Consider the following 17,806-nt stretch of genomic DNA (forward strand, 5'->3'; position numbering starts at 1 on the left):
CGATTTTCTTGCGGGTCCTCTCGTTTTCTTGATTCTCCCGAAACTCCCGAAATCAAAAAAATGGCGATGAACGAACCGGAACTCAAAAAAGGGAAAATCATTCGTTCACCGCCCAAGCGTTCAGAAAAAATTTTAGAACGTACCTCGAATCGCCAAACGAATCGATCGGGGCGCCGACGGCCTCGTATGAATGTCGTTGGTTCCGCCTTCGTCGGGACCTTGGGCCTCGTGTTTCAAACGGGACGCGTAGTAATAATCGATGTCGCTGACCTTGGCGTTTTGGATGTTGAACATCTCGAAAACCGCACTCCAGGTTTCGTTGATCTTCCGACCGAACTGTAGGTTGAACAAAGTCGTCGGCGGAGAACGGACCGAATTGTCTTCGATCAAGGAACGCGGCCCGAAATACCGCGCGCGGATCGAACCGAAAAAACCTTCGGTTTCTTTGAGAGTGATCCCGCCCGTATAAACGCTTTCGATGGAACCGGGAATAAAATTTCCGGCTTCTTCTTCGCTGGAACGGAAACGCGATCTTGAGACGGAAATGTCGGCGTCGAAAACGAGGTTTCGAATCGGTTCGTAAGAATTGGACCATTCCACTCCTCGGCGCGTGCTCGAACGACTCGGCTCCGTGGTGGCCGCGTCTCCGACGAAGATCAATTCGGAATCAAGATCCAACTGCCATAAACTTACGGTCGTTTTCCAATGATCCAAAACGACGCTTCTCAAGCCGAATTCTCCTCCGCGCGACATGACGATCGGTATGAACGGATGCGCCTTGTCGGTCAGACCCCGCGCGTCGTTCGTATGAAAACCGTGCCCTCCGTTGAGATAGATTTCGGTGTGTTTCCAAGGTCCGAATACGATTCCGGCTTTCGGACTTCCGACCGAGGCTCGTTTTCGGTCGCTGAGTTCCGGATTTTTGTCGTCGACGTGGAATTGAAACTGATCGGCGCGGATTCCCAAGACGGTTCTTATTTTAGGACTCCATTGTATTCTATTTTCATAATATAATGAAAGATTGGTTTCTATGATCTGATCCGATTTCAGATTGTCGAGCTGGGCGCGCGCCTCGGTGTGGTAGAGAGAATTTCGGATAAAGTCCCTTCGGATTTGTAAGCCGATCTGACTTTCGAATTTGATTCCGGCCAATTCCGAAAAAATCTTATAACTTGTTTTGATTCCGGAGACGGTTCTTCGATCGGTCTGTTCCACCTGATCGCCCCGTTCGTGATCGAGCATATAGTATGTGGTGTTCGAAAAAAGGGAAAGATCGCTATACAATCCGTATATTAAAAATCTTGCATCCGAATTCTTGTTTCTACGATGCGCTTCCCAGGAAAGGCTCGCTCGATTGGTGCGCCCCCCGTCCGTCGGATCGATCGCGTCGTATCTGCCGATTCCGTCGTCGTACGGTTCCAGCCAGGACTTTCCCTTTTCGATCGCCCGTTTCGGAATTTGATGCGTGGTATGCCAGTTGCCTCGATACCCCATTCCCAAAAGACGATGACCGCTTTTTTCGTCCCCCACGCTGTAACTCACGATTCCGTTTACTTTTCTATAATTCTCCTTAACGGTCCAAGGCCCGTCGGAATGAGAAGCTTCCAGCGCATACAACAAGGTTCCCGGTCCGATCGAATGCGATTTTGCGATCAAGGTTCTCGCGTATCCGAAACTTCCTCCTTCCATCGTTACGATTCCTTTTTTTAAAGAACGAAAGTAAGAAACGTTCATCGCGCCCGCGGAAGAAAAGTTTCCTTCGTCCGCGAAGTAAACTCCCTTCTTAAACTTGATTTCTTCGATCAGTTCGGGAATGACAAAGCTGATATCCGAATAACCTTGTCCGTGTCCGTGAGAAGGATTGTTTACCGGAATGCCGTTGACGCTCGCCGCAAAATCGGTTCCATGATCGAGATTGAATCCTCGAAGATAATACTGATTCGCTTTTCCCGATCCGCTGTGCTGCGTAACGATCATTCCCGGTATGAACTCGGCGATTTCGCCCGCTCTTGAAATCGGTCTGGATCGAATCTGTTCGGAACGAACGGTTCCTTCGCTTGCGGAACCGGCGATTCCAAGTCCGAAGTTCGCCTTCCCGTTCACCACGATCCCGGCGTTGTTGTCGTCCTGTTTTTTTTTCGGTTCGGGTTCCTGAGAATTTACCGAAGCCGACGCGATGATTAATAGAAAGGGAAGAATCCTTCGGATCCTTCCGCATACGTCCTGAAACATGTTCCCACCTGAATTGATCGGGGAAATCTGAAAAAGAATACGCCATATCGCATGATAAGAATGGAATATTCGTATATCAAAAAAATATAATTTATATTCTTTTTGAGAAACCCCGAATAGTCTTTCCGGGGCCCTTCGTTCTGTACGGACGTACATAGGCGAGAATGCAAAACTACCTAACCTCGAGGTAAAAATATTGCGGGAGATCTGGCTCGTTTCGTCGTTTTAGAGCGAACGAAACACACAGTTGCGGGTCAGCGCGGGAATTTCACCCAACTTCATCCCTGAAAGCTAACGTCAGTAAAACGAAAATCGTTTTCCGATACAATAAAAAATCCTAAAGAGACGTTATATTTTTTCTAGTGATCTTTCTTTTCTTAAAATATCCTCTACTCGGAATCGTATACATTCTCCGTTTTGAATATGCGGAATTCGTTGTATTTCCGGTTTGTACATTTTCAACATTCGTGTCATAACGTAGCCATGCGTGCACAATGCGACGGTTCGCTCCGAGAAAATTTCGATCCGTTTCGTCAAGGCGGAATGGATTCTTACGTCCGTTTCGAGTTTCGATTCTCCGCCCGGAAAACGAAGAGAATCATACATCGGATCGTGATCGTTCCAACGTTTCCAAAACGATTCTCCGAATCGCGAATCCACTTCGCTTATCAATTTGCCCTGCCCTTCCCCCAAATCGATTTCGCGAAAGCCCGGATCGAAAAGAATCGGTAGGTTCAGCGCTTCGGCAACGACCCGGCTTGTTTCTTTGGCCCTTTGCAGATCGCTGCTGAGCAGAACTTCCACCTTTGCATTTTTTAAAATCGGAATGAGCGCTTTCGCCTGATGGATTCCGTTTTCCGTAATCGAGTTTTGAAAATGTCCTTGGAGTTTTCCTTGAAGATTCCATTCCGTTTCTCCGTGTCGAAACACGTAGATCGCATTCGAACTTTTGAATGTGTTGATTAAACGTGTAGTTTCCATTCTTTCCAAAACGTTGCCGCGATCAAATAAAGAAGAATGTAGAACCCGGCCGTCAATAAGGAGGATACTACGATCAGTCGATTGGTTTCAAGGATTTGTTCGAGTTTCAGTTCTCGATTTGGATCTCCGAGTTTCGGTTTTACGTTCTCTTTTCCGCCGTAAAAATTGATCCCTCCGAGTTGAATCTCCAAAGCGCCCGCGACCGCGGCTTCGGCCAATCCGGAATTAGGACTCGGATGTTTTCGTCCGTCTCTGCGTAGAATATATAAGGAATTCTTAAAGTTATATCCGAGCAAGAACGACGCAAAAACCAATATGCAGGAAGTGATTCTCGCCGGAAGAAAATTGGCTATGTCGTCCATTCTCGCGGGAAAATTTCCGAACTTCTTGTAGAGTTCGTTTTTGTAACCGAAAAGAGAGTCTAACGTGTTGACCGAACGATAGAACATGGCCCAAGCCGGACCTCCGAGCACCGCGTAAAAAAGTGGAGCAGTGATTCCGTCCACGAGACTTTCCGCGGTGCTTTCCAAACAAGCTCGAATGATCTCGGACTCGTCTAAATTTTCGGTGTCTCTTGCTACGATTCTGGAAACTTTTTCGCGGGCGGAAACGAGATCGTTTTGCGATAAGGCTTGGTAAACTTCTTTGCTATGATCGATCATGTCTCGTATCGCAATCGTCGTGTAGACGATAACCGTCGATAAAAATGCGCCGAGAATCCAGTGAACTTTGTCCGCGTAAAAAACGACGTAGAACGGAACCCAAAACGAAACCGAATACACGAGAAGCGATGTGAGAATTCCGGCGATTCGTTCGGAACGACAAAAACCTCTGAAAATTCTTTCCAAACTCCTCGCAAGTTTGCCGATGGCGCGCACCGGATGAGGAAGATTTCTCGGATCTCCGAAAATTAAATCGAACACGATGGATGTCGCGATGATCCAAGGCATTTTAGTTTAGTCCCAATGCTCGATAGATCCGATTCATGTCGAGAGATTGTCGAACGTGTGTAGCGAGACGATCCAAAGATTTTTCCAAGTTGTACGACACTTGAACGTCGATCAAAGGTCGTTTGCCGTTTCGAACACGAATTCGATCCAAAAAGTTTCTTCGAAAATCGTCGCGATCGAATACTCCATGGATATAGGTCCCCCAAATTCTATCGGAAGAATCGCCGTGACCGAGAGGTTCGTCTGTTCCGTTTAAAAAAATCGTTTTTGTTTCGCCGATCGCGGTCGTTTTGCCGTGATGGATTTCGTATCCTTCGACTTCGCATCCGCTCGGAAGATGAACGGCTTTGGTTTGTTTGAGAGATTTATTCTTTTCTAATATGGTTTCCAAGGGCAAAAGAGAAAGTCCTTCCGCGCTTCCCCGATCGGTTTCGATGCGGTGCGGATCGAAGATATTTATACCGAGCATCTGATATCCGCCGCAGATCCCCACTACTTCCGTTCTACCGTTTTGAGCCAAGCTAAGAATTCGATTTGCTAAACCGACATTGCGGAGATGTTCCAGATCCGTGATCACGTTTTTGCTTCCGGGAAGAATCAAAACGTCCGGCTCTCCCAAATCCTTCGCGTTTCTCACGATCCGAACTCGGACATCCGGCTCGGCTCGGAACGCGTCTATATCGGTGTGGTTCGAAATTCTAGGATAATCGATCAGTGCGATATCGATTCGATCCCCGAGAGGAGATATGTCGTCTAACGCACCCGATTTGAATTCGAGGGAATCCTCTTCGGGTAAATCCAGATTTTGGAGATGGGGGACGATTCCTAAGACGGGTTTGCCCGTGTATTCTTCTATGTATTCCGTTCCCGTTTTGAGAAGTTCTTTCACTCCGCGGAAACGATTGATGATAAATCCGAATACGAGTTTCCTTTCCCATTCCGCGAGCGTTTCCATCGTCCCTAAAATCGAACCGAAAATTCCTCCGTGATCTATATTACCGATTAAGAATACTTTGGATTTTGCATATTCCGCCATTCTCATATTTACGATGTCGTTTCTCTTGAGGTTCACTTCGGATGCGCTCCCCGCCCCTTCGATTACGATCGCTTGGTATTCGTTTGCCAGAGAATCGTACGATTTTTTTACTTCCGCAAAAGCGTTCGCTTTATACTTCGTATAATCTCGAAAGTCCATCGCGGCCACCGGTTTTCCGTTGATGATCACCTGGGAATCTTTTTCGCTCGAAGGTTTGAGGAGAATCGGATTCATTCGGATATCGGGAAGAATTTTCGCCGCCTGCGCTTGTAACGCTTGCGCTCTGCCGATTTCCCCGCCGTCCCAGGTTACGAAAGAATTGAGAGCCATGTTCTGCGATTTAAAAGGCGCAACTTTCAATCCGTCTTGCACGAGAATTCTACAAAGCGCGGCTGTTAAAATACTTTTGCCAACGTTAGACGCCGTTCCCTGAAACATGATTGCGGGCGTTTTTCGAACGGACCGTTTTTTTGAAACGAGTTTAGTATCGTTAAAGACGTTTTGAAACGCTTCCACGAGTTTTTCGTTTTCCTCCGGTGTGCGAACGGCGACGCGAATGAATCGGTCTCCGAATCCGGTAAAATTTCCGCAATCTCGGACCGCGATTTTATGTTTTTCGAGCAACGTTCGGGTTAATTCCGAGGCCGACCGTCGATTCAAAATTTTGATGAGAATGAAATTCGCTTCGCTCTCAAAAACATGCAAGGATTCTAAATTAGAAAGATCGTATATGAATTCTTTTTTCCAATCTTTTACGCTTTGCCGTGATCGATCCGTAAAATCGGTGTCGTCCAAAAATCGTTCGAATACGGCGGCGGCGAACGTGTTCACGTTCCAGGTCGGTAATCGTTTTGAAAGTTCCGTACAAATTTTGGAAGAAGCGAAACAAGCCCCGATTCTCAGACCGGGAAGCGCCAAAATTTTTGTCATCGATTGAATGAGAATCATGTTCTCCCGAAAGTCGGAGCGAAAGGAAAATTCGTCGCCGCAAAAGTCGATAAAGGATTCGTCGATGACAAAGATGGAGTCGGGAAAGTCGCTTGCGAGTTTGAGAACCTTTGTTGGATCGAGTAGTTTTCCCGTGGGATTGTTCGGATGTCCGAACAATAAAAGCGCCTTAGAATCGATCTTCGATCTAAGAATTTCCGCGATTTCCTCGTAGTCGAGTTGAAACGATTTTTCCTCTTTGAGAGGAATTTCGATACAAGGAATTCCACGAAGCGAAATCGCTTCCTTGTATCCGCTATAACAAGGCGTCGGAATCAAAGCGTAGTCCGCTTCGATCGCAAAAGGAATCTGTAATATGAGTTCGGAAGCTCCGTTGCCGATCACGATTCGATCCTGAAATATTCCATATTTTGAATGTAATTTATTTTTCAGGGAAGAATAGTCCGGGTCCGGATACGCGAGCAGTTCCGAAACCTTAGAATGGATAAACGGACGAAGCCATTCCGGAAATCCGATCGGATTGATGTTGGCGGAGAAATCGAGAATCTCATCGGGTTTGCACCCGATCGTACGGGCAAGTTTCGTTAAATTTCCTCCGTGGCCCAGGTACGACATCAGTTCGCTCCGATCTTGTTCGATTCTTTCGTTTTGATCTTTAACGGTAGGCCGCTTACCATAAAGTATACTTCGCTCGATTTCCGCGCGATTGTTTGATTGCAGGTTCCGAGAAGATCCCGATAGATTCTCCCGGTCTTGTTTTCGGGAACGAGTCCTAAGCCGACCTCGCTACTAACAAAGATCGCTTTTTCCAGAGAAGAATTTTGAATCGAACGAATCAAAGACAAACATAAGTTTTGAATATTCGATTCGTCGCATGTTGTTTTTTCCTTCGAGGATCGATAAAGAAGGTTGTTGACCCAGAGGCTGAGGCAATCTATAAGAACAACGGATCGATCGCCTACACATTCCGAGTTCAATACTTGCAAAAGATCGAATTCTTCCTCGATGGTTTTCCAAGAAAGTCCGTTTCTTTCCTCTTTGTGTTTTAGAATTCTTTGGTTCATCTCCTCGTCCAGATTCGGACAGGTGGCGACGAAAATTTTTTTCCCCTCGGATTCTTCCGCTAAATTTAATGCGAACTTACTTTTTCCGCTTCTACATCCGCCCGTGACTAGGATTATATCGGCCATTCGCATCTCCTTTTTGCGGAATATTGATTGAGGCTCGTAAGAAGAGCCGAACCGTTTGAAAAAATTTCGACGGAAGAAACGGACGAACTTTTTACTTGAAAGTGGATGTAAGAAGAAGGATGAATTCCGATCAAAAGACAGATCAGCGTCGAGATTACTCCTCCGTGTGTAACGAGCACGATCTTGGAAGCGGACGATTCTTTTAAAAAGGACGCGATAAAGTCGATGCGATCCACAAATGCCTGAAAGGATTCACCGCTTGGAAAGGAAAAAAGAGAAGGCGCGGCGGCCCATCGCAAAAGCTCTTCCGGATGTGTTTGTTCCAACTCGCTGAAGCTCTTCCCTTCCCAGTTTCCGAAATCGATTTCCTGCAGAGCGGGAACACAAATCGGCTCCGAAAAAGAATCGAGTCCCATTTCTTTCCAGGTTTGAACGCTTCGTTTTGAAGGGCTCAGGTAAATTTGTTCATTCGAAGAATAGAATGTATCTTTGCAGTAGTTTCCAAGAGATTTTGCGTCTTCGATTCCTTGTGGAGAAAGAATAGGATCCAAACGGCCCACATATTTAAACCGAAAATTTAAACCGATATCCGAGTTTCGTATGAGATATAACGTTTTTTTCAAGATGTGACTCCCGTCCGAATTCTACTTCCCTTCCAATTTAGAATTCCTTGATATACGGATTTGTAGACGGCTTTGCCGATCAGATGGCCGGTCAACGTATGTTTCCCGGTATAACGAGTCTGTGAAGTTCGGGAAGGAGAAGCGAACGCGATACAATCCGTTCCGGTTCCGGTCGCGCTGTTACGGCTAACGCGGCTTTGAACTTTCGAGTCTAAAACGGCGAGCGTTCTCGCTTCCGCAATCAGGGAAACAGCTTCCAGAGACGCGCTCAAATCCAAGGGCAAGGAACATTGTACGAGAATGTTGATCGTTCCGAAGGAAGCAAATGAAAACGGATCGTCGCCGATACAAACCGCGTTGCCGAGTCCGGCCGTGACCACGGATCGAATTCGAGTTCCCTCCTTTTCCAAAACGATTTCGGAATAATTTTCAAGAGCCGCGCTCGTGAGAAATCCCACCGAGTTTTTGGATTCTCCCCTTTGAAGCAACCTGCTTTGGTAGTAATCGATCGGATCCACGTCCGGAGTTAAGTCTTCGTTTCGAACGCGGTGCCATAGGACGTTGTCGATTTGTTCTTTCCAGCCGCATCCGATGACGGCCCAGCTCAAAACGTTATGCGGTTCTTCGAATGCGATCTCGAGCCAAGTCGAAGATTCGACCGAATTTTTGTTTTTCGGATCGGAATTTACGATCATCGCCGAACCTCGCGACAACTTTGAACAAATCCCCGAGGTAATGTCGGATTGGAGGCCCAATGTGCGTGCACATAAGAAGCGAGAATCGAACGATTTTGATAGCCTTCTTCGACGACCTCGTTGCCCCTTCTTCTCCGTAGCTTGTACGCGAACTTTAATTCTTTTTCGGACGATTCTTTTGGTTCAAAGTCGGAATAACGAAATTGATGACCTCTGAATCTGAGCCCGGCTTCACCGAAGATGGTTCGTGTTTCCGTGACGACTTCCACATATCCGAGCGCTTTGAGTTTTTCACCCATTTTTACTTTGCCTGGAATAAGGCCCAGCATGGGGAAACTTTCTCCGTCGACTCGCTCGATCTCTTGGGAAAGATACATCAACCCGCCGCATTCCGCGTATATGGGTTTATTCTTATATGCGAATTCTCGAATGTCGTTTAACATCGAAACGTTTTCGGAAAGGGATTCCGCAAACAGTTCGGGATAACCTCCTCCGAAATAAAGCCCGTCCGCTTCGGGAATTTTAGAATCAGAGATCGGAGAAAAAAAGATCAACTCCGCTCCGGCTTCTTTCAGTCGCATTAAATTTTCTTCGTAATAAAAGTGAAATGCGGAATCCAATGCGATTCCGATTCTGCAACGGGTCGTTACGGTATTTGTCGAAGAAATCGGGACGTCGATCTTAGGAGCGGATTTCGCTATTTTTAAAACGGAGTCTATCTCCAACCATTCTTCCGCTAAGTTTCCCCAAAAATGAAATCGTTCTTCGGACAAATTCTCTTCCGAAGCGGAATACAATCCGAGATGTCTTTCGGGAAACGCATGTTCGGGATGTTTTGAAAATCCGCCAAACACGGGGATATCGTTCGAGGCATCCTTTAAAAGTTGTATATGCGATTTGCTTCCGATAAAATTCGTAAAGGCTCCCGCGAGTTTCAGTTCCGGATCGAACGCTTTCAAACCTTGTAATAGAGCCGCGACGGTTCTCGCCATTCCGCTTGCGTCGACGACGGAGAGTACGGGAGCGCCCAGCCATTTTGCGATCTCCGCGGTCGAACCCGTTTCCGAATTCGGAGAATGTCCGTCGAACAATCCCATCACACCTTCGATGATCGCGATGTCCGCGTTATGACACGCTTGATGAAAAGTATTGAGAACGGATTCTTTTCCCATCAACCAACCGTCCAAGTTGTGACAAGTTTTGCCGGTGGCTCGAGCGTGATACGTCGGATCCAAATAATCGGGACCGCATTTGAATGTAGCCACGCTCATTCCTCTTTTTTGAAACGCTTGTGTAAGCGCGAGAACGATCGTCGTTTTACCCACGCCGCTTCCCGTGCCTGCGATTACGATCCTCGGAATGTCGATGGATCCATTTGAATCGTTCAAAACGTCCATTAAAAATCGATTCCCTTCTGCGCGGGAATCCCGCTTTGATACGGATGTTTTTTGACTTCGATAACGCTGACTAGATCGGCGTAATCGAGGATCAGTTCGGGGCAATTTCTTCCCGTAATCACTACGTGCACATGCGCGGGTCTTTGTTTCAGAGTTTGCAGAACCTCTTCCGGAGCCAGCCATCCGTAATGAAACGCGTAAGTGATCTCGTCGAGTATTATAATATTATGATGTCCTGTTAGAATCATGTTCGCCGATCTGGCCCAAGCCTCTTTTGCCGCTTGTTTGTCCTTATCCAAGTCGTCGCTGTCCCAGGTGAATCCCAAACCCATAACGTGAAAATCGAGTTCCGGAATCGTTTTCGCGAATTTTCGTTCCCCGGTTTCCCATTTGCCTTTTAAGAATTGAACCACTCCGCATTTCATTCCTCTTCCTAAGGCGCGGAACACGATTCCGAGTGCGGCAGTCGTTTTTCCTTTTCCGTTTCCCGTGTTTACGATCACGAGTCCTCTCGTTTCTTTGTTCGAGGAAGAATTCATCGGTTTCGTTTTGCCTTTCGGAATCCGTGTGAAAAATCGGCCGAGTAAAGCTTTGAATCCGCAAAATCGTGACAATCCAAAACCGGACCGACGAATATGATAGCGGTCGATGAGATTTTTTCGGTCTTTACGCGTTCCGCGATGTCGCTTAACGTTCCTGTGAGAATTTTTTGTTCGGGCCAGGTCGCCCTTTGAACCACGGCGACCGGACATCTTTCTCCGTAAAAAGGAATCAGCTGTTCCACGACTTTGCGGATATGAAGAACGCTTAAAAACAAGGTCAGCGTCGCTCCGGATTGCGCGAGAATTTCGAGTTTTTCCTTTTCCGGCATGGGCGTTCTCCCTTCGGCTCGTGTGATGATGATCGTTTGTGAAACTTCGGGCAACGTGAGTTCTTTTCCCAAAGCCGCGGCCGCGGCCGTAAACGAACTGACTCCGGGAACGATCTCGTATTCTATATGCAAAGAATCGAATCTTCTCATCTGCTCCGCGGTCGAGCCGAAGATGGAAGGATCGCCGGTATGAACCCGGGCCACGTCTTGGTTGTTTTCTTTTGCACGTAGGATCACTTCCAAAATTTCGTCCAAAGTCATATTCGAAGAATCTAATACGATTGCGTCTTTTCTCGCTCTTTCGATGACGGCGGTCGGAATCAAAGACCCCGTATAAAGAACGACGGGACAGGTTCCCACAAGTTTTGCTCCTTTGAGCGTGATCAATTCCGGATCTCCCGGCCCGGCTCCGATGATATATACTTTCATATCGCATGTCTCATTAACATTTTAAGATAACCCCTCTTACCAGTGACCAAACGTCCGCGGGCATCGAACCCAGCCAGGAAATGTCCGAATATTCCACGTCGTTTATAAGAAACTTTCCGCTTTCCTGCTTCGCATACGCGAGAATTCTTTCGCTCACGGAAGAATTTCTGTGTATTAAGAATTTATCATATATTTCTCGGGGATGAATCTCGTTTCGAAGGACCATCCCGAACTCGAAGTCGAGTTCTTGCACGCGAACGGAATCGATCACTTTCAATTCGGAATATCTTCCTCCGTAATCCCCGGGATCCGCAAAGCCGTAGTCTTCAAATCGAGTCGGAATTTTGAGTTTTCCCACGATGTAAAACCGATTCGAGTTCTTAAAAAGAATTCCACCTCCGAGGCGACCGATATACGCTAACGTGTTTTTTTCGGGATCGATCGATTTCGAAGATAAGGCGGGATCTTGTCCCCGTATTTGAGAAAGAATATCCAACGCCTGAATCGCTGTTTTCGCCGAAGAATCTCGGCTCGGCGTCGCAAACGTTTGAGAATCCGCTTCATTCTCTTTTCGAATCGCCGAATCGTTCGGTGTTTCTTCCGATTCGATGATCGACGTGGACGTTCTCACAAACGCGTCTTGGATTTTGGTGATGTTCAACTGAATCGGAGCTTCCGTTGTATCGATTCTACTTTGGAGATCTCCTTCGGAACGAAGGGAGAATCCCCTTCTTTGTCCGTCCTTGAGGCTTGCGTCTTCGAGGGAATATTTGTTCGTATATCCTCTCGGAGTGATCATAAAACCTTCGTAAACGAACGTGTTCGTGGAGCCGACGATTACGGTCGTGTTCATTCCGATTTCGTAATCTAAAAAATTATCCAGGTCGGAAAGTTGAACGTTTTGTTGTCTTCGATACGCGCTTTTTACGAGAGCGACGGGAGTGGTTCCAGGGCGATGTCGCTTAATAATTTTAGAAGCTTCTACGATCTGTCTTTGTCTTCTGCCCGATGCGGGGTTGTAGAGAGTGATTACGAAGTCTCCCTTGGCCGCGCATTCCAGACGATTTTCGATGACGGACCAAGGAGTCAAAAGATCGGAAAGGGAAATTCTCGCCATGTCGTGAACAAGAGGCGCGCCCACGAGAGAAGCGCAGGAACTGTCGGCGGTCACGCCGGGGATCATCCTCACTTCGGGAGAATCGTTTCTTTTCCATCCGCTTTTTTTCAATACTTCAAAGACGAGTCCGGCCATTCCGTAAACTCCCGCGTCGCCCGAAGAAATCAACGTAACGATCTTTCCTTCCTTTGCGGATTCGACCGCGGCTTGGGCCCTGCCAACCTCTTCGGTCATTCCGGTTCTTGTTACCTGCTTACCGACTAAGTGGTGTTTGACGAGTCCTATGTAGGTCGCGTAGCCGATTACAAGATCGGCTTCTTGAATCGCATTCAGAACCGCGGGTGTAACGTGCGCGTCGTTTCCCGGACCGATTCCGACGATGTTCAGTTTTCCTTTTTTCATTCTCCCTCCTTTGTCTCGGTCCGCGAGGTGGAGGAGAATCTGGATGGAAACGGAATTCTTGAAATTGCGACCGTAAGATTTTTTCCGTCCGAACCTTCCTTGTATTTTTGTTTTGGAAGAAGCAAGGAACCGGCTCCCGAAGCGAGAATGCTCGAAGCCTCGCTCACGGATTTGGTTCCGACGAAATTTTTTACGACTTCGGAAGGGGTTTCGATTTCTGAAACGCGATCCAATTCTTCCGAGGAAAAGGTTTTAAATTCCCATCCGTATTTTTTTGAGATTCGTAAAAATGCTTCCTCGTCTTTTTTGAGATCGGCGCTTGCGATGGTTTTGACGCTCTGAAAGGCCAGACCATTGTCGCTTAATATTTTTAAGATTCCATTCTCCACCGTTTCAAAAGACACGTTTCGATCGCAGCCCAAACCTAAGACCAACGATTTAGGATGATATAATATGGAATTCTTATAATGTTCCGGATTGTTTTGTTTTAGATCGGTCTTATCGGTTGCGATCAGAAGAATTTCATAGTCGTTCGGATTTACGTTGTTTAAGGAAACGGAATATTCAACGCCTTTCGGAAGCGATTTATCCAAAGGCCACCAATTCGGCTCTCCCGTTTCCTGAACGAAGAGCACCTTGGTTTCGTTGACGACCGCGGCGCAACCCCTCGTTACGTTTCGATCGGGATGTTCCAAGGTCCAACCGAGTTCTCTTCCGAGAATGTCCACGGTCAAGGTTCCCGAAACGTCCGATGCGGTCGTAATCACTGCGGTATTGGAAAGGGTTTTTGCAAGTCTTTCCGTAAAAAAGTTTCCTCGCCCTACGTGACCGGACAAAACGCAGATCGAAAAGTTGGCCCGATCGTCCACGCAGATGACCGCAGGATCGACTTTTTTGTTCTTTAGCAAAGGAGCGATCATCCGAACGACCGCTCCTACGCTGATGATAAAGATATGACAGTCGTAATTCTGAAACGTTTCGTCTAACGTTTTGTCCATCGGAAGGGAAAGAAGATTCGAACCGGGCGGCGCCGAGTCGATAAACTTAGGAGAAACGAACAAGTCCACGTTCTCCCAAGCTTCGTGGATTCTTTTTGCGATTTCCAGGCCGTGTTTTGTAATTACGAAAACCGAATATGATTTTCTATTCTGCATCGATGTTCTGTCCTCGAAGTACGCCCTTCCGTTTTCGGATGGAAAGAATCACCATCGAAAAGTAATCGCAGTTTTCGTTTTGAATCGTTTCCAAATCTCGAACGATTCTTTGCCGATCCGTCGTTCCGTACGAAACGTAACTCGCGTTTCGCAACAGATCCAATTCTTTTAACATGGTAACGAGTTGTGGAACGACCTGTCCGACTTTCGTAAGAACGATCGTATCGAAATTTTTTACGAGCTCGGGAAGATCTTCGATTCCGTAGGTTCCCGGTACGACGCAGAACCGTTCTCTTCCGTCCGCGAGCGGAGTTTGCAACGCGGCCGGTATCGCGGTAATCGAAGAAACGGCGGGAACGATCTCCACTTCGATCCCGGGCCAACGATCCTCTGTCTCCTCCAAAAGATAACTCCAAGAGCTGTAAACTGAAGGATCTCCTTGAGTGATAAAGGCAACGTTATGCCCCTCTTCCAAACGTTTTCCGATTTCCAGAAAGGCCTTGTCCCAAGCAGGAATTAAGATCTCCGGATCTTTCGTCATCGGAAAATGAAGAAACAATTTTTCTTGGGAAGAATTCTCCTTCACAACGGGAGAACAAACTCTCCAAGCGAACGGTTCCAAGTGTTCGCTACTTTTGGGAATCGCCAACACATCGACGGAATTTAAAACGTGAACCGCTCTGAGCGTGATCAGATCGGTGGCTCCCGGACCGACTCCGACTCCGTAGAGTTTTCCGTATCGATTATTTTTCATGCGGAATAACCCTCCGGTTTTGTAACCTTAAAAATATGAATCGGATTCAAAGCCTCGTAACGAAGATAATCGGCAAGCGGTTGTCCTCTTGATACGTTTAAAAGAGTCACTTCGGGAACAAGACCCAGTTTCTTAAAACCATGATAGGCTTCCGTGACGTTGTCCAAGGTGACCGCGTTTACGACCAGGGAGCCGCGAGAAGAAAGTCTATTTAAGGAAATTCTAATAATCTCATATAGGTTTCCCTTGGAGCCTCCCACAAAAACACAATCGGGATCGGGAAGATTCTCCAGAGCCTCGGGGGCTTTTCCCGCGATAACGTGCACGTTATCCGTTCTTTGGGAAACGACGTTTTGTCTGCAGATTTCGATTCCTTCGGGATCGACTTCGATCGCGTAAGACTTTCCGTTTTTCGCGAGTTGAGCCGCTTCGATCGCGATCGAGCCCGAGCCGGCTCCGATGTCCCAGACGACGCTGTCGTCCCGAATTTCCAAGAAGGCGATGGAAAGAATTCTGACTTCCTTTTTTGTGATCAGCCCTTTTTTCGGAATCCGTTTCGCGTAATTCTCCTCGGGAACGTTAGGCATAATCGGAGGGGATTTTCGGTTTTCCTCGTTTCGGATCAGGATGAGAACGTTCAAAGGACTGATTCCATTCTCTTCGCTTAACAAATTCAGTTCGAACTTGCGGATTCTTTCGTTTTTTCCGCCCAGGTTTTCGCAAACGAACGCGGTCCAATCCGATTCGTCATATTGTTTCATGTAGGAAGCGACGGCTTGGGGATGATTGATCTCGTCCGTAAACAAAGCGACCTTATTTAAAGATTGCAGTTTTGTGATCAGTCCTTCAATCGGTCTACCGTGCAAAGATAAGATTTGCGCGTCGTCCCATTTGATTCCCACTCTTGCAAATGCTTGTTGGATCGAACTCGGAGCCGGAATAAAATCCACGTGTTCCAATCCGACCTTTTTACCGATGAGATTTCCGATTCCGAAAAACAAAGGATCTCCCGAAGCGAGAACGCAAACCGTATGTTCCGCCGCGAGTTCGGCGATTCTTTCGGTGGCTTGTATTAGATTTCCCTTAAATACTATTTTTTCTCCGGTGAACTGCGGAAAAAAATCCAGATGTCTTTCTCCGCCCGCGAGAATCTGCGCTTTGGCCACCGCGTTGACCGCGATGCTCGATAATCCGGGACAACCTTCGTCTCCCATTCCGATTACGGTGACTGCCTTCATCGTTCTCCTCGTTTCGAGGATAAAAGAAGAAGGGCGTGTAGGATCGCGACCGCGATCGTACTTCCTCCCTTTCTTCCCCTGGTAAGAATGTAGGGCGTCGAAAATAAATTAGAAGATTCTAATGTTAAAATCACTTCTTTGGATTCGATCGCGGATACGAAACCGACGGGAACTCCGATGATGAGCGCGGGTTTGATCCCTTCTTCCCGGATCAGCCTTTCGATTTCGAGCAAAGCCGTCGGCGCGTTCCCCACAGCGAGAATTCCTCCATTCAAAAAACCTAATGTTTTTGCTTTTTGGATCGATTCGATAGCCCTCGTCGAATTTTTTTCCTTGGCCCGTTCGATCACGTCCGGATCGGAAATAAAGCTGTATGTCTTACATCCGTAAGCGCCGATTCTTTCCTGATTGAGTCCGGCGAGAATCATCTGAACGTCGCAGACGATCGGACATCCGTTTCGAAGCGCTTCTATGCCCGAGTCGATCGCCTTCGGATGAATCTTCGTGATGTCCTTGTATTCGAAGTCCGCGGTCGCGTGGATGATTCTTCGGACGACTTCCCATTCTTCCTTGGAAAAGGAATGAGAACCCGCTTCTTCGTCGATGATCGAAAAGGATTTGTCTTCGATTTCCCTTCCGAGTTTCGTCATCTGTCTCATGTCATTCATGTTCGGAGTTCTCTCCCGTTGTTTCTAATTCCTGCGAAAAATTTTCGCACTTACCCAAAAGCGCTCCGTCGAAGTCCACCATATAACAGGAAATTCTCATATTCGTTCCCGCGTGTTTGGAACAATTTTTGGCGACGATCTCGCAGATACGCGTTGTGATGTGTTCGTATCCGTTCGCTTTACAGACTTCTAATACGTGTCTCGCCGTGTTCGCGTTTTGAATTTCCTCGGCGATCGGTTCGGGAACGCCGATGGATCTGGCGATGTCGGATAACATTTTCGTATTCACGGAAGAGCCGCCCCTGTGCGTCATCATCACTCCGTCGGCCATCTTGGATAACTTGCCGATCATCCCGACGACGATCACGTGACGGATCGATTCCTTGACGCTGGTTTTGATTCCGGTTCCGATAAAGTCCCCGACTTGGATAAAGGAAAGTTCATTCAAATTCGGTAATAGATCCATCGCGAACTTTTCGGACTTACCTCCGGTGGTAAGAACGGTCGTATCGATTCCGTATTCTTTCGCCATTTGAATCGCTTGGATCACGCTCGCTTTAAAGGCCGCGGTCGAATACGGTTTTACGATTCCCGTCGTGCCTAGGATTGAAATTCCTCCGATCAAACCGAGGCGTTCGTTCATCGTTTTTTTTGCCATCTCTTGCCCGCCGGGAACGCTGATCTCCACCTCGGCGCCGTTATACGAACTTCCTTCGAGTTCCTCCAAAATCATTTCGCTGATGTTCTTTCGAGGAACCGGATTGATCGCGGGTTCTCCCACGTCCAAACCGAGCCCGGCTTTTGTGACGGTGGCGACTCCGTCTCCGCCTTTTAATACGATTTTACTTTCTTTTGTTAAGCGAACTCGCGCGGTAAGTTCCGCCCCGTGTGTACAATCCGGATCGTCTCCCGCGTCCTTGACCACGCTACAGATTGCGATCTCGCCTTCCAGCTCGCATCGTTTGACAGGAAACAAAACCTGTCTTTTGTTCGGAAGTGTCGTTTCGATTTCCAAAACGGGTTGTTTTTTTAAGAGAAGACGTGTGGCCGCCTTGGCCGCTGCCGCGGAACAAGCGCCCGTCGTAAAACCTTCCCTTAATTCCTTGGCAGCCATCGATATC

Annotated in this window: 16 protein-coding genes; all 16 read right to left on the reverse strand. The window is 47.4% G+C overall.

Annotation, left to right across the window (positions count from 1 at the left end; translation table 11 throughout):
* Positions 1 to 132 precede the first annotated feature (132 nt).
* The gene (locus LEP1GSC052_RS00365; RefSeq protein WP_084492178.1) at positions 133 to 2,232 is read right to left on the reverse strand and encodes a TonB-dependent receptor; all 2,100 of its coding nucleotides are present in this window, start codon (positions 2,230 to 2,232) and stop codon (positions 133 to 135) included.
* A 348-nt stretch (positions 2,233 to 2,580) separates the two neighbouring features.
* Positions 2,581 to 3,213 (reverse strand): histidine phosphatase family protein, encoded by a 633-nt coding sequence (locus LEP1GSC052_RS00370; protein WP_010572483.1) that lies wholly within the window; start codon positions 3,211 to 3,213, stop codon positions 2,581 to 2,583.
* Complete coding sequence (cbiB, locus tag LEP1GSC052_RS00375; protein WP_010572482.1) at positions 3,195 to 4,163, reverse strand: adenosylcobinamide-phosphate synthase CbiB; 969 nt, start codon at positions 4,161 to 4,163, stop codon at positions 3,195 to 3,197. Before cbiB ends, LEP1GSC052_RS00370 begins: the two co-directional genes overlap by 19 nt.
* 1 nt (position 4,164) lies before the next feature.
* Positions 4,165 to 6,762 (reverse strand): cobyric acid synthase, encoded by a 2,598-nt coding sequence (locus LEP1GSC052_RS00380; protein ID WP_020985396.1) that lies wholly within the window; start codon positions 6,760 to 6,762, stop codon positions 4,165 to 4,167.
* Positions 6,762 to 7,337 carry a bifunctional adenosylcobinamide kinase/adenosylcobinamide-phosphate guanylyltransferase gene (gene cobU / locus LEP1GSC052_RS00385; RefSeq protein ID WP_010572481.1) on the reverse strand — a complete coding sequence of 192 codons (576 nt, stop codon included), beginning with the start codon at positions 7,335 to 7,337 and terminating at the stop codon, positions 6,762 to 6,764. Before cobU ends, LEP1GSC052_RS00380 begins: the two co-directional genes overlap by 1 nt.
* Positions 7,325 to 7,960, reverse strand: coding sequence for a histidine phosphatase family protein (locus LEP1GSC052_RS00390; RefSeq protein WP_010572480.1), 636 nt, complete (start codon positions 7,958 to 7,960; stop codon positions 7,325 to 7,327). The genes cobU and LEP1GSC052_RS00390 overlap by 13 nt, the downstream gene beginning before the upstream one ends.
* Complete coding sequence (locus LEP1GSC052_RS00395; protein ID WP_040912619.1) at positions 7,957 to 8,655, reverse strand: adenosylcobinamide amidohydrolase; 699 nt, start codon at positions 8,653 to 8,655, stop codon at positions 7,957 to 7,959. The genes LEP1GSC052_RS00390 and LEP1GSC052_RS00395 overlap by 4 nt, the downstream gene beginning before the upstream one ends.
* Positions 8,652 to 10,052: a cobyrinic acid a,c-diamide synthase CobB gene (locus LEP1GSC052_RS00400; RefSeq protein ID WP_010572478.1), complete on the reverse strand. Its 1,401-nt coding sequence runs from the start codon at positions 10,050 to 10,052 to the stop codon at positions 8,652 to 8,654. The genes LEP1GSC052_RS00395 and LEP1GSC052_RS00400 overlap by 4 nt, the downstream gene beginning before the upstream one ends.
* The gene (gene cobO, locus LEP1GSC052_RS00405; RefSeq protein WP_010572477.1) at positions 10,052 to 10,591 is read right to left on the reverse strand and encodes a cob(I)yrinic acid a,c-diamide adenosyltransferase; all 540 of its coding nucleotides are present in this window, start codon (positions 10,589 to 10,591) and stop codon (positions 10,052 to 10,054) included. The genes LEP1GSC052_RS00400 and cobO overlap by 1 nt, the downstream gene beginning before the upstream one ends.
* Positions 10,588 to 11,352, reverse strand: coding sequence for a precorrin-4 C(11)-methyltransferase (gene cobM, locus LEP1GSC052_RS00410; protein WP_010572476.1), 765 nt, complete (start codon positions 11,350 to 11,352; stop codon positions 10,588 to 10,590). The genes cobO and cobM overlap by 4 nt, the downstream gene beginning before the upstream one ends.
* A gap of 13 nt (positions 11,353 to 11,365) precedes the next feature.
* Positions 11,366 to 12,871, reverse strand: a complete 1,506-nt coding sequence (gene cobJ, locus LEP1GSC052_RS00415; protein ID WP_020985374.1) for a precorrin-3B C(17)-methyltransferase — start codon at positions 12,869 to 12,871, stop codon at positions 11,366 to 11,368.
* Entirely contained in the window at positions 12,868 to 14,025 is a 1,158-nt protein-coding gene (locus LEP1GSC052_RS00420; protein ID WP_010572475.1) for a cobalt-precorrin 5A hydrolase, read from the reverse strand. The genes cobJ and LEP1GSC052_RS00420 overlap by 4 nt, the downstream gene beginning before the upstream one ends.
* Entirely contained in the window at positions 14,015 to 14,779 is a 765-nt protein-coding gene (gene cobI / locus LEP1GSC052_RS00425) for a precorrin-2 C(20)-methyltransferase (RefSeq protein WP_010572474.1), read from the reverse strand. Before cobI ends, LEP1GSC052_RS00420 begins: the two co-directional genes overlap by 11 nt.
* Complete coding sequence (locus LEP1GSC052_RS00430) at positions 14,776 to 16,017, reverse strand: bifunctional cobalt-precorrin-7 (C(5))-methyltransferase/cobalt-precorrin-6B (C(15))-methyltransferase (protein ID WP_010572473.1); 1,242 nt, start codon at positions 16,015 to 16,017, stop codon at positions 14,776 to 14,778. The genes cobI and LEP1GSC052_RS00430 overlap by 4 nt, the downstream gene beginning before the upstream one ends.
* Entirely contained in the window at positions 16,014 to 16,685 is a 672-nt protein-coding gene (gene cbiC / locus LEP1GSC052_RS00435; RefSeq protein WP_010572472.1) for a cobalt-precorrin-8 methylmutase, read from the reverse strand. Before cbiC ends, LEP1GSC052_RS00430 begins: the two co-directional genes overlap by 4 nt.
* The gene (locus LEP1GSC052_RS00440; RefSeq protein WP_010572471.1) at positions 16,678 to 17,799 is read right to left on the reverse strand and encodes a cobalt-precorrin-5B (C(1))-methyltransferase; all 1,122 of its coding nucleotides are present in this window, start codon (positions 17,797 to 17,799) and stop codon (positions 16,678 to 16,680) included. Before LEP1GSC052_RS00440 ends, cbiC begins: the two co-directional genes overlap by 8 nt.
* Positions 17,800 to 17,806 lie beyond the last annotated feature (7 nt).

This window comes from Leptospira kmetyi serovar Malaysia str. Bejo-Iso9 (assembly GCF_000243735.2).
In the GTDB taxonomy this organism is placed as follows: Bacteria; Spirochaetota; Leptospiria; order Leptospirales; family Leptospiraceae; genus Leptospira; species Leptospira kmetyi.

Coding starts and splice junctions, on each gene's coding strand:
- LEP1GSC052_RS00365 (WP_084492178.1), bottom strand. CDS start 2,232: ATGTTTCAGGACGTATGCGGAAGGATCCGAAGGATTCTTCCCTTTCTA.
- LEP1GSC052_RS00370 (WP_010572483.1), bottom strand. CDS start 3,213: ATGGAAACTACACGTTTAATCAACACATTCAAAAGTTCGAATGCGATC.
- cbiB (WP_010572482.1), bottom strand. CDS start 4,163: ATGCCTTGGATCATCGCGACATCCATCGTGTTCGATTTAATTTTCGGA.
- LEP1GSC052_RS00380 (WP_020985396.1), bottom strand. CDS start 6,762: ATGTCGTACCTGGGCCACGGAGGAAATTTAACGAAACTTGCCCGTACG.
- cobU (WP_010572481.1), bottom strand. CDS start 7,337: ATGGCCGATATAATCCTAGTCACGGGCGGATGTAGAAGCGGAAAAAGT.
- LEP1GSC052_RS00395 (WP_040912619.1), bottom strand. CDS start 8,655: ATGATCGTAAATTCCGATCCGAAAAACAAAAATTCGGTCGAATCTTCG.
- LEP1GSC052_RS00400 (WP_010572478.1), bottom strand. CDS start 10,052: ATGGACGTTTTGAACGATTCAAATGGATCCATCGACATTCCGAGGATC.
- cobO (WP_010572477.1), bottom strand. CDS start 10,591: ATGAATTCTTCCTCGAACAAAGAAACGAGAGGACTCGTGATCGTAAAC.
- cobM (WP_010572476.1), bottom strand. CDS start 11,352: ATGAAAGTATATATCATCGGAGCCGGGCCGGGAGATCCGGAATTGATC.
- cobJ (WP_020985374.1), bottom strand. CDS start 12,871: ATGAAAAAAGGAAAACTGAACATCGTCGGAATCGGTCCGGGAAACGAC.
- LEP1GSC052_RS00420 (WP_010572475.1), bottom strand. CDS start 14,025: ATGCAGAATAGAAAATCATATTCGGTTTTCGTAATTACAAAACACGGC.
- cobI (WP_010572474.1), bottom strand. CDS start 14,779: ATGAAAAATAATCGATACGGAAAACTCTACGGAGTCGGAGTCGGTCCG.
- LEP1GSC052_RS00430 (WP_010572473.1), bottom strand. CDS start 16,017: ATGAAGGCAGTCACCGTAATCGGAATGGGAGACGAAGGTTGTCCCGGA.
- cbiC (WP_010572472.1), bottom strand. CDS start 16,685: ATGAATGACATGAGACAGATGACGAAACTCGGAAGGGAAATCGAAGAC.
- LEP1GSC052_RS00440 (WP_010572471.1), bottom strand. CDS start 17,799: ATGGCTGCCAAGGAATTAAGGGAAGGTTTTACGACGGGCGCTTGTTCC.